This window comes from Chryseobacterium oryzae, from assembly GCF_022811665.1.
Lineage (GTDB): Bacteria > Bacteroidota > Bacteroidia > Flavobacteriales > Weeksellaceae > Chryseobacterium > Chryseobacterium oryzae.
In genome coordinates, this window is sequence record NZ_CP094529.1 from 409,388 (window position 1) to 421,578 (window position 12,191).

The window sequence follows — 12,191 nt, forward strand, 5'->3', positions numbered from 1 at the left end:
GTAATATTCCTTTAATTTATTTTGAATTTTATGTAAGTGATGGTTTTGCCTTTAGACGAGAAAAGCTCTTCATAATGTGTTTTTATATCACGTAAATGTGGCGTTTCTGGATCGTACTCCAATGCACCATAAATGTCGTGATGAGCACTTATGATTTCGTAGCCTGCACCCTGTAAGTATCCTAATGTGTAGCCGTGGAGAAATTCTGAATCTGTTTTTAGATGGATAATACCTCCCGGTTTTAAGAATTTTTTGTAACGCTCCAGAAAATCGGGGTGGGTGAGTCTGTGTTTGGTTCTTTTGTATTTAATTTGCGGATCGGGAAAAGTAATCCAGATTTCATCTACTTCATTTTCAGCAAAATAATAATCTACCAATTCTATTTGAGAACGTAAAAAAGCTACATTTTTCATATTATTTTCTACAGCTTCTTTGGCTCCAAACCAGAATCTTGCCCCTTTAATATCAATTCCGATAAAATTCTTATCAGTAAATGTTTTAGCGAGTCCTACAGAATATTCGCCTTTTCCGCAACCTAATTCCAGAACGATGGGTTGGTTATTTTTAAAGAAATGATCTCTCCATTTTCCTTTCAATTCAAAACCATTCAGAGCTTCATCTCTGGTTGGTTGAATGACGTTAGGTAATATCTTGTTTTCTGCGAATCTTCTTAGTTTATTTTTGCCCATGAATTATAAATGAAATGCTGCAAAATTACGAAAATTATGCAGCATAAAAATTTTTAATTTGATGGTGAGCAGATTATTTTGAAGAGCTTCCTAAAGCAACCATCAAGGGTTTTTGAATGGTTTTTTGTGATGCATACTGAGCGCCACAAACGATACTCGAAAGAAGGTAATCTCCTTTTTGTACAACTATAGAATTATCCGACTGAGCAGGAACAGGAAGTCTGTATTTTGTGTTTCCAACCCCGTCTATTCTAACGATAATATTACAATCCGATTTATTCTGGATAAGTATGATGCATTCTTTAGAGTTAGGATCGTTATCGAAGAGTGAATTAAGAATTTTTACGGTCTTATCTTTATGTTCAGCAGGGTTTTCTGCCATTAGCATATTAAATTCTGCTGCTTCGGTGTCAGGAATTGCGATGGTTGTATTTTTTGCAGATTCCGAGTTTTCAATATATACATTCTTTGGAGAACTTTTAGTGTAAACGATTGCTGCCTGACCGACTTGTAACTGCTTTTGATATTTTAATATCTGTTTTTGCTTAATTTTAGCATTATATTCTTCAAAAGATATTTTAGTAGAATTTCCTCTCTTCAGTCTTGCGAGATTTTCCTGCATTTCTCTTACTTTTCTATCGCCGGGAGCAGCATCTGCGATGTACTCTTTCATTAAACTCATTACTCTGGGTTTAAGAACAGATCTGCGAGGATCATCGGGATGTGCATCTCTCAGAAAGGCATTAATCTCGTATATGCTTTTACTCTTAAGAATGTCGCTATAGTCTTTATTTTGCTTTTGGGCAGAATAGAGTACAGAGAATAATGTTATAAAAATTAAAACTAATTTTTTCATTGATATTTAAAATTGATTACTGAAATCATTCATAAAATTCTCAAAAAAACTCAAAATTTTTTTATAAAAATAGAGAAATTTAAAAAAAAGAACATCAGTATATAGATTAAAAACTTATTTAAATTTTAAATGATATTTAATTGACTACTTCCTGTAAATGAGAATTTTTTAATCTTTTTTGATAAATAGGAAGATATTTTTCAATAGGGAGTTTTACTGCCTCGAAATTGCCTGTCTGCACAAAAACTTCAATATTTTCTGAGGTATAAACAAACTGTAAAAAATTATCGATAAGATTTTCAGGGATTTTGAAGCGGGTAAAATAATCTTTACCCAAGTAATTTTTTATTTGAGTAACAGAATTAGACATTCTTTCGTACGCAACTAGTCTCTGTTTCTTCTTTCTTTCCCCGGATAATGCATCAAAAATACTTTCTATACTAAGTGAAAGACCACCATCTCTGAAACTGGCAATAGGAAGTTCTTGCGGAGTTCCGTCTCCTTTGGGTTCGGGAAGTCCGATTGCTTTTTTTATAGCCAGCGATTTATCATCCTTACGGATTGAATTTACATCGTATCTTAAATTTCCTGTGGGCCTGAATCTGTTGATAACCACTTCCTGAATATCCTGATAAGCAATTTTTAGTTCTACCAGATTATTGGAGTTCAGCATTTGAGGGGTTAGTTTTACATCTTTTCTTTCCGTAATAATTGAAGTAAAACGTATGACATCTCCAGGTTCTGCTGCTAATTTAAAATCTCCGTTATAAGTCGTAAGCACTGTTTTAAGCTTATTAAGATTGGTAACATATACCTGATTAAGATATAGCATCGAATTATCTCTCAGGAATACTTCACCGGAAAAAACCTGTGCATTTATTTTACCCAAGAAAATAAAAAAACAAATAATTAAAATTTTATTCATATCTCATGCAAAAATACATAAGAATACAGAAGCGATCACTGATATTTACCTAAATAAGGGTTAAAATTTTATTAAACTTTAAAATGAAATGTTAATGACCTAATAATTATTTGTCCCACAGATTGTTATTCCTGTGTTTTACCAACAACCAGCTGGAATATTTTACTGTAGTTATATTCCCCAACTCTGTCCAGCTGATAAAATACCAATATGTGGCGGTAGGCACTGGCCTACCTTTCATATTTCCGTCCCATGTAAAATTATTGTTGGGCGTACCACGGAAAACTTCAGCACCATAACGATCAAAAATTCTAAATTCAAGATTTTTTTTGTTCATCAACGAAGAGTAATTAATTACATCATTTCTGCCGTCACCATTTGGGGTAATAGTATTGATAAGGTCGATGATGACAAAATCTTCTTTTACGATGTTGCATTTCAAAGAGTCTCTCACATATACCGTATAAGTACCTCGTGTTACATTTGTAAATACGTTAGAATTTTGCCAGATAAAGCCATCTAGCGAGTATTCGTAAGCCGGGTTTCCGCCACTTACTCCTACGGTTACTGTAGTTCCGTTAATTTCGATGGAAGTTATTACTGGTAAAACCGAATCTGATACATTTACAAATTGTTTATAAACACATCCATCAAACGTCAGTTCTACCCAATAATTCCCGGTAGAGACATTAGAGATAGATTGAGTTGTAGCCCCTGTACTCCATAAGTAAGAAGAGAAGCCAGGTCCTGCATCTAATATAGTAAGAGTTTTTGGGCAAATAACTTTATCTTTTAATATTTCAGATTTTTTTGGAGTTTTAAGGGTGATTCTTAAAGTGGCAACTTCAGCACATAATCCGGGTTTTGTAAATCGGATATAATAAGTTTTTGTACCTGTGAGCGTAACTGCTCCGTTAATAGGTGATACATTGTTCTGAGCATCGGCTAAACTTGCATGGTAAGTCGCCGAAACCTGTGGATCTGTGGTAAACTGACTGATGAACTGTGATAAGTTTACTTGTTTGGTTCCGTCAAGATCATCATCACAATAATTTTGTACAAGCAATGTTGTAAGGAGTGGAACTTTGCCTCCAATACTGAAAGAAACCCACTGAACAACAGCTCCACATCCATCGGGAGATTCTACTCTTACATATATGGTTGTATTGGTAGAGTAGCTCCAGTTATTCGGTAATGTATTGTTGGTATTATTCATTGCATCCGAAAGACTGGCATAATACTTTACATTGGTGAAATACGTGGGATTAGTTAGAATAATTGGGGTAATATCCGATAAAACAACATTTACAATGCCATCAAAATTTTCATCACATAACGCATTATTGTGATTGGGTAATATATTGATTGTTGGATAGTGATTAAGGGTAATTTGTGCAATGTTTTTACAGCCTGCGGGATTTTTAACAACAACATATACAATTGTTCCTGCCGGAGCCGAATAAGATGTAGGAGCAGAAATTAAACCAGCAGCATTTTCGGTCTGTGCTGCCGCTAAACTTGTATAATAAGTTTTGGTTACAGGATTATTGTTAGTAATATTGGCTGTTGTAAGATTGAAAGTTCCTAAGCCATTTACACTACAAGAAGTCATCGTAGCATTGGTAACAGTTACCGGTTGAATGTTTATTGTTACTGTGATAGATTCGCAGTCTGGGAATATAGTGTCGTTTCCACAAAATGTATATGTGAAAGTGTCTGTTCCCGCTACTGTAGGGTTTGTTGCGGTATAAGTAATAACACCGGTTGTTGTATTTATAGTTGCTGTTCCCAAAGTTGGGGCTGTCGTAATTGCTACTGTTGAAGCAACTGGAGTCTGTGTAGAAACAGAAAATGTCGGAGTTATGTTTTTAACATCACAAACATCAAGAGTTTGATTGGTAATTTTCAGACAGTTTAAAACTTTAAAAGGTTCTGTAATTAGAGGAGCACAGCTTCCCATGGTAACCGAACAGGTATAATAACCAGATTGGGTAGGTGTATAAGTGGGTAATGTAGCTCCTGGAATTATACCTCCGTTGTGATACCATTGGTAGTTTTCATAGATAATAGGATCCACTGTAAGAACAATCCCTGGAACACAGTCGCCTCCAGACTTTATAATCACTGGTTGAGTAGGAAATCCTGCAAAAAAACCACCATATCCCACCGCATCACTACCTGCATTAATTCCTGCAGTAATGGCTTTTGTAGATGTTATTCTTATGGTTCCTACCGTATTAGGTATTCCGTAGGTTACCCAATTGTTTGTTCCTGTCATATCAAAAGGTCCGGTTCCTGCAGGAGGAGGAGCTCCGTTTACATTCACTACTGCACCTCTTTCTGTGATAAGGTTGAGTTTTGTAGGAATATTGAGTATTCCCGATGGATTGGCATTGGTATGAACAAAATTTTCATTTATAAATCCTAGCTCATCAATCTGCTTAGGAAGATAACAATTCAAACTAGGGATGAAATTAAAACCTCCTGTGGCAACTTCGGTTCCGGTATTGGATGCTCCTGCAAGCATTTGATATACATAGGCTTTCTTATTGGTTACAATATACATATTGTAATGTCCGTTGCCTTGTGCAATGTACTTAGTGTCAGGAATAACGAAATATTGTCCAGTGTTGATTGTTGTAATAGGTAAAGTCTCGTTATTTACATAGATGGCTGTATTGTCTTCGGTTGCAATAACTAGAGCTCCTTCCATATTGCTTCCGATATTTCCATTTCCTTTTACTAAAGCGAATGTACTTCCAAGTTGATTGACAGGTACAGACTGATCCATCAGAATATCTGAACTTAAAGGTTGGTTTCCAGCGTATTGTCCATTAAAATTACCATTGGTGACATTTACAGGTTTTGTAGTAACTATTTTTGCACCGATAAAACCATCAGAATTTCCAGTGATATCACCAATACCATCTAATATATAAGATTGTCCTTTATTTAAGTTAAAAGTTAATGTTGGGTTGGTTGCCCCAGTAAATCCGTTAGAAAATTGTACTGTGGGTTTGTATCCTGAAATGGTGACCGTTGTATTATCTTCGGTAGCAAGAATACTGGTCATAAAATTCAGAATATTATTGCTAACGGTAATAGGAGCTGAAGCTACGTGGAATGTTAATCCTTTGGATGCAGTTCCTTTAGAGGTAATAATTTCGGCATGATTGAATACCGAAAATCTCAAATTTGCATAAAAGGGAAAGTCTGCCTGAAGATAAAGCCCTTTTGTAGTTGGGGTAAATAAATCTGTCTGCTGTGTGGTAATAATATATTCTCTTAGAACATCAAACTTTTGAGGATTGTTCCTGTTGATTGTTACTGTACCAATCAACACATTATTGTTATAAATTTTTACAGGGAATGGAGTTGCCCTGTTCGTTGAAAGATATAGTTTTTGGTAAGGATTTGGGTTTCCCGTTCTGTCTACCATCGGAGCAAACCAATGTTCTCTGTCTAACTGTGCAAGAGAGGTATAGAATATATAGAAAATAAGAAAAAAAGATAAAATTTTCTTCATATTGGATTTGACTTTATCACAAATTTAACAATAAAAAGCATAATTGTTTTCAAAATAATAAAAAAACCGCGATAAAAGTCGCGGTTTATGTTTTAAAATTTTATTGAAAAGAACTATTCCCTGTTTTTAACAAGAATCCAACCTGAAAATTTAACTGGAGTTTTGGTTCTGTTGTTTTCATTCCAGCTGATACTATACCAATAGTTTCCTGTAGAAATCTTTTTTCTGTCGTTGGTGGTACCGTCCCATTGATATCCGTTTTCTTTATTTCCTCTGTGGATTCTGTTTCCATATCTGTCAAAAATATCGAATACCAAATTAGGTTTATTGGCTAATGCAGAGTAATCTAATATATCATTTACACCATCAGAGTTAGGAGTAATAACATTGATGATATTAGGAACTGTAATGCTCACTTCAGTCGGTACACAATTATAAGTATCTCTCACATAAACTTTAATATCTCCTCTAGGTAATTCTGAAAACTTATTAGAAATTTGCCAGTGAATATTGTCAATAGAATATTCATAAGGTGCATTGCCACCTACAACATCAATGGTTATGTTGTTCGTAGATATTTCTATATTGGAGATTACAGGTTGTTCAGAAGCATATACTTTTACTTCCTGTTTAGCTACACAGTCTCCGGTTTTTAATTTTACCCAATATGTTCCTACACCAACATTGGTAATGGTTTGTGTAGTTGCTCCGGTGCTCCATTCATATCCGCTAAATCCGGAACCGGCATCCAATGTAGTTTTATTTTCTATGCATATTACTTTATCTTGAAGTACAGTAGAGAAGGTTGGAGGAAAAACTACAAGTGTAATCTGAGCAACACGATAACATCCGTTCGCATTAGCTACTCTTACATAGACAACACCATTAGGAGCTATATAGTTTGCCGCATTGGTGATTTCGTTGGTTTGATTATTGGCATCTGTTAAAGACGGATAATACGTTTTGGTTACCCCGGTTTGCAAAGTTACATTGGCATTGGGAAGATTAAATAATCCTGTCGCAATGTTATTTTCTAAAAAGCAGGTACGAAGAGTTGCGTCATTTACTGTAGGACTTTCAGCAACAGTTAAATTCAAAGTTACTTGTTCGCAGTCTACAAATTCAGGAGCATTCCCACAAAATTTGTAAACAATCTTGTCTGTACCGGACAAACCATAAGTTGGAGTATAAGAAATAACACCGGTAGTAGTATTTACCAATACCGATCCATTTGCTGGAGGAGTTATGATTTGTACAGTACCAGGAACGAAGTTTTGAGTAGAAGTTGAAAATTGTGGTACAATATTAAGATAGCCCTCGCAAACAGTTTTTGATTTTGAAGTTTCTTCAAGACAAGAAAAAACTTTATATACCGGAGTAGTAACTGGAACACAAGAACCAACAGTAATTTTTACGGTATAATTTCCTGTTTGTGTAGGAGTGAAAGAATTGTTTGTTGCTCCCGCAATCGGAATGTCGTTTCTGAACCATTGATAGGTATCATAACTGTCATCAACTTCCAAAATCAATCCCGGAATACAGTTACCTGTTTGTTTAGCAATTAAAGGGATGGAAGAGAATCCTGAAAAATATCCTCCGTATCCGGCTGTGCTGAATCCTCCGTTAATTCCTGCAGTTACCGCTTTGTTAGAAACTACGGTAATGTTACCTGTAACTCCGGATAAGCTATAAGTTACCCAATTAGGATTTCCTGTAAGTTGAAAAGGACCTTGAGCAGCAGTTGGCGTATTTCCGTTTACTGTAACAGTTGCACCTGTTTCTGTAAGGATGTTAAGTTTTATAACTGTATCACTAGGAGAAGTATTTTCTCCCAAGTTTCCGGCAGGCATTTCGTTTATTTTTCCAATTTCATCAATTTTTCTTGGAAGAAAGCAGTTTAATGGTGGTATATAGTTGAAACCACAAGAGTAATTATTGTTATTTACAGAAACAAACTGATATAAATAAACATTTTTATTGGTGCTGATGAGCATATTGCTGTGTCCAGAGCCTTGTGTTATATAATTACTTCCTGAAATTCTGTACCACTCACCTTGAGCTAATGTAGCAGCAGGTGTTGCCGATCCATTGATGAAAACTTGGGTTCCGCTTTCTGTTGCAATAATTAAACCTCCTTCGATATCATTGGCAGTATTAGATCTTGTTCTTACCATTGCAAATGTATTTCCAAGTCTTTCTACTGGTACGGATTGGTCTAAGATAGAATCTGAACCTCCACTGGAAGCAGCTGTACCAAAATTCCCATTCATGTTTCCATTGGTTAACGTTATAGGTTTATCCGAAACTATTCTTGCTCCGGTAAATTTATCCATATTTGCAGCAATAGCACCAGAACCGGCAAAAATAAAAGATTGTCCTTTATTTAAAGTAAAAGTATGGGTATTTGTTGTCGGAGTAGCTCCGAAGAAAGAAATATTTGCTGTGTTGCCCCAAGTTACTGTAACTGTAGTATTGTCTTCTGTGGCTAGAACTCCTGCTGTGAAATTATTGGTTGTACTATTGTACGGAGATGGGGTAGTAGCTACGAAAAACTCTTTTCCGATCCCGGCTTTACCTTTGCTGGTCACAATTTCGGCGTGAGTGGTATTACTGGCTAATCTTAATGTACAATAAAACGGTTTTTCACCTTTTATATATAAACCTTTATTGATAACAGAAAAAGCTTCACTGGTACTGGCTGTACTAATAAATGCCTGTTGTACTGTAAATGTTTGTGGAGATCCTTTGCTTATTGTTACAGTTCCTCTTGCAATGTTATTACTGTATATGGTAACATCAAAAGGTTGTACGGAGTCTGTTGAAAGGTAAAGCATACGACCAATATGCGACGTAGTTTCGTAAAATGGTGCAATCCAATGATCGGTGTCCCGCTGAGCGAAAACTAGATTACCGTAAAAAATAAAGAATAAAAAAAATAGTAGACTTTTTTTCATAATATAAAATTGGGATAATTACAAAAATAGTAGAAAAATTTGTATTAAATCTGTTTTTCAATAAATAAATTCATTATTAATAAAAAATACCACAATTTTTACATTGTGGTATTTTTGTTTTCATTATCATTTAAAATTATTCTCTGTTTTTAACTAAAATCCATCCGGAATATTTAATTGGGGTTTTAGCCGCATTTGGCTCATTCCAATTAATGTGGTACCAATAAGTTCCCGTAAGAATTTTTTTATCTTGGTGAGTTCCATCCCATTTATAGTTGTTAAACTTATCACCTTTAAAGACCATATTTCCATATCTGTCATACACTACAAAAGTAAGATTTTCTTTATATGCTAATTCTTTATAGTCTATATAATCATTTACTTTGTCGCCATTTGGAGTAATAACATTTACTAAGTTTGGTACTGTAAGTTCTACTGAAATAGGAGCACAGTTAAAAGAATCTTTTACAAAAAACTTATGTTGCCCTCTTGATAGATTGGTAAATACATTTGAATCTTGCCAGTTGGTTCCATCCAAAGAATATTTATATGGAGCTGTTCCTCCGTTTACAAGTACAGTTGCCGAGTTATTTGATATTTCGATATTGGTGATTACCGGATCCTCTGCTTTTTTCACGCTTACCAATTGTGTCACATAACATCCGTTACTTTGTAAGGTAACCCAATATTCTCCAACTCCCACACCAGGTAATGTTTGTGTAGTCGCACCAGTGCTCCATAAATACGACTGATATCCAGGTCCAGCATCTAAAGTAGTTCTGTCATTAATACAGATATATTTATTTTTCAATACTGTAGATCTGTTTGGTGGAGTTACATTTAAACTGATTTTTGCAATTGCATAACAGTTATTAGAATTAAATACTCTTACATATACTGTGCTATTTGCAGAAATATACAAAGTTGAATTTAAAGTAATTTCATTGGTTCCGTTGCTTGCATCAGTAAATGTTGGGTAATATTTTTTAGTTACCGGAGTCTCGGAAGTTACATTCGCTGAAGTTAGATCAAAAGCTCCTTTTGTTTCATTATTTGGAATATAGCAAACCGTTAAACTAGCATCTTTAACTACTGGTGTTGGGTAAAAATCTAAGGTGATTTTTGCAATACCAGCACAGCCTTCATTGGTTGTAACATACACATATACAAAACCAGCAGCTGAAAAATAATTTGAAGGGTTCGTAATTTCGTTTGTACCAGCATTTAAATCTGCTAAAGTAGGATAGTACTTTTTAGTAGTAGGTACTGTATTGTCTGTAACATTTGCAGAAGTCAAATCAAAAAATCCGTTTCCAGAATATTTACAAGCATATACTGTTCTGTCTGTTAATACAAATGGTACTAGCATTAAATTTAAAGTTACTTCTTCGCAATCTACAAACTCTGGAGCTGTTCCACAGAATTTATAAACGATTACATCTTGTGTACCAGGAGTATTCCCTGTATTAGGCATATAAGTTATAACACCGGTACTTGGATTAATTGTTGCCGTACCTTTTGTGGGTTGTGTTATAATTGTAACACTTCCTGGAGATAACGTTTGAGTAGAATTTGTAAATGTTGGAGTAATTGTTTTAGCTCCACAGATGTATATCGTTTTATTAGTTTGTTGTAAACATTTAAATACTTTATATACAGGTGTAGTTACTGGAGGACATGTACCCATTGTTACTTTTACAGTATAGTTACCTGCCACTGTAGGAGTATAAGTGTTTGAAGTGGCTCCAGGAATAGCAGTGCTTTCTAAATACCACTGGTACGTGTCGTAGCTGTCATCAACTTCTAAAATAATTCCTGGAATACAGTCTCCTGTTTGCTTAGCAATAATAGGAGTTGAGGAGAATCCCGCAAAATAACCGCCATATCCAGAAGTTGAATATCCTCCATTGATTCCTGCGGTTACAGCTTTTGTAGACTGAATTGTTAAGTTACCAGTAACTCCTTCTATTCCGTATGTTACCCAGTTGGTATTACCTGTAAGCTGAAAAGGTCCTTGTGCTGCAGTTGGTGCAACTCCATTTACGGTAACGTTTGCACCTGCTTCAGTTAAAATATTTAGTTTAATAACTACACCAGACGGAACAGTACTCGTACTTCCTGTACCCAAAGGCATTTCGTTAATAAGTGGTATTTCATCAATTTTCTTAGGTAAGAAACAGCTTAAAGGTGGTATGTAGTTAAATCCACATGTTGCATTGCTATTTAGAACAGATACCAATTGGTATACATACGCATTTTTTGAAGTAGAAACCAACATGTTATAATGATTGGAAGAAGCACCTCCTTGCTGTATATAGCTAGCTCCTGTTACTCTGAACCATTCACCTTCATTTTTTGTAGCAGCAGGAATATTAGACCCATTCAAGAAAATTTGTGTGTTATCTTCTGTAGCTACAATAATAGCACCTTCTAAATCGTCATTGGTAGATCTTGTTCTTACCATTGCAAAAGTGCTTCCTAATCTTTCGACAGGAACAGACTGATCCAAAACAGCATCTGAACCTGAAGGATTGTTTCCAAAATTACCATTAACGTTTCCATTGGTAAGGGTTATAGGTTTATTAGATACAATTTTAGCACCTGTAAATGGTGATGTACCATCACCACTACCTGCAAATATAAATGACTGTCCTTTATTAAGTGTGAATGTTTTAGTGTTACTTGGCGGAACACCTCCACCATAGAAACTGATACTTCCAGTCCATGTAACAGTAACTACTGTATTGTTTTCTGTTGCCAATACACCCGCTGTGAAATTGTAAAGACTATCAGTAGAGCCATCATAAGGAGTTCCGGCTACATAAAACTTATTACCAATACCTGCTTTACCTTTACTTGTTAATATTTCTGCGTGAGTGGTACTGCTTACCATTCTTAATGTACAGTAAAATGGCTTTGCACCATTAAGATACATTCCTTTGTTAATAACATTAAAGGCTTCCGAATTGGAATTGGTAGATACCGTTCCTGCTGGTACCGGAAAAACAACAGGATTATTCTTGCTTATCGTAACCACTCCATTAGGTAAAGGAGTATTATTACTATAAATTGTTACCTGAAATGGTGTTACAGAGTCTGTAGATAAATACAAAGCCTGAGTGTACGATGTCGAGTAATAATATGGCGCTATCCAATGCTCTGTATCTCTTTGGGCAAAGAGGGAAGAGAAAGATAGAAATATTAATACTAAACTCAGTAGAAATCTTTTCATAAGTTAAAG

General features: G+C 35.1%; 6 protein-coding genes. All 6 read right to left on the bottom strand.

Going from position 1 to position 12,191, the window contains the following annotated elements; all coding sequences use genetic code 11:
• Positions 1-11: 11 nt before the first annotated feature.
• Positions 12-689 (bottom strand): tRNA (guanosine(46)-N7)-methyltransferase TrmB, encoded by a 678-nt coding sequence (gene trmB, locus MTP08_RS01970; RefSeq protein WP_243576833.1) that lies wholly within the window; start codon positions 687-689, stop codon positions 12-14.
• 73 nt (positions 690-762) lie between these two features.
• Complete coding sequence (locus tag MTP08_RS01975; RefSeq protein ID WP_243576834.1) at positions 763-1,545, bottom strand: DUF6759 domain-containing protein; 783 nt, start codon at positions 1,543-1,545, stop codon at positions 763-765.
• A gap of 136 nt (positions 1,546-1,681) precedes the next feature.
• Positions 1,682-2,470 carry a hypothetical protein gene (locus MTP08_RS01980; RefSeq protein ID WP_243576835.1) on the bottom strand — a complete coding sequence of 263 codons (789 nt, stop codon included), beginning with the start codon at positions 2,468-2,470 and terminating at the stop codon, positions 1,682-1,684.
• Between the two features lie 106 nt (positions 2,471-2,576).
• Positions 2,577-5,996, bottom strand: a complete 3,420-nt coding sequence (locus MTP08_RS01985) for a T9SS type B sorting domain-containing protein (RefSeq protein WP_243576836.1) — start codon at positions 5,994-5,996, stop codon at positions 2,577-2,579.
• 113 nt (positions 5,997-6,109) lie between these two features.
• Positions 6,110-8,950 carry a T9SS type B sorting domain-containing protein gene (locus tag MTP08_RS01990; RefSeq protein WP_243576837.1) on the bottom strand — a complete coding sequence of 947 codons (2,841 nt, stop codon included), beginning with the start codon at positions 8,948-8,950 and terminating at the stop codon, positions 6,110-6,112.
• A gap of 136 nt (positions 8,951-9,086) precedes the next feature.
• Positions 9,087-12,182, bottom strand: coding sequence for a T9SS type B sorting domain-containing protein (locus tag MTP08_RS01995; RefSeq protein WP_243576838.1), 3,096 nt, complete (start codon positions 12,180-12,182; stop codon positions 9,087-9,089).
• Positions 12,183-12,191 lie beyond the last annotated feature (9 nt).

Excerpts from the sequence above, each read along its gene's own strand:
- MTP08_RS01990 (WP_243576837.1), bottom strand. The coding sequence starts at position 8,950 with ATGAAAAAAAGTCTACTATTTTTTTTATTCTTTATTTTTTACGGTAAT.
- MTP08_RS01980 (WP_243576835.1), bottom strand. The coding sequence starts at position 2,470 with ATGAATAAAATTTTAATTATTTGTTTTTTTATTTTCTTGGGTAAAATA.
- MTP08_RS01985 (WP_243576836.1), bottom strand. The coding sequence starts at position 5,996 with ATGAAGAAAATTTTATCTTTTTTTCTTATTTTCTATATATTCTATACC.
- MTP08_RS01995 (WP_243576838.1), bottom strand. The coding sequence starts at position 12,182 with ATGAAAAGATTTCTACTGAGTTTAGTATTAATATTTCTATCTTTCTCT.
- MTP08_RS01975 (WP_243576834.1), bottom strand. The coding sequence starts at position 1,545 with ATGAAAAAATTAGTTTTAATTTTTATAACATTATTCTCTGTACTCTAT.
- trmB (WP_243576833.1), bottom strand. The coding sequence starts at position 689 with ATGGGCAAAAATAAACTAAGAAGATTCGCAGAAAACAAGATATTACCT.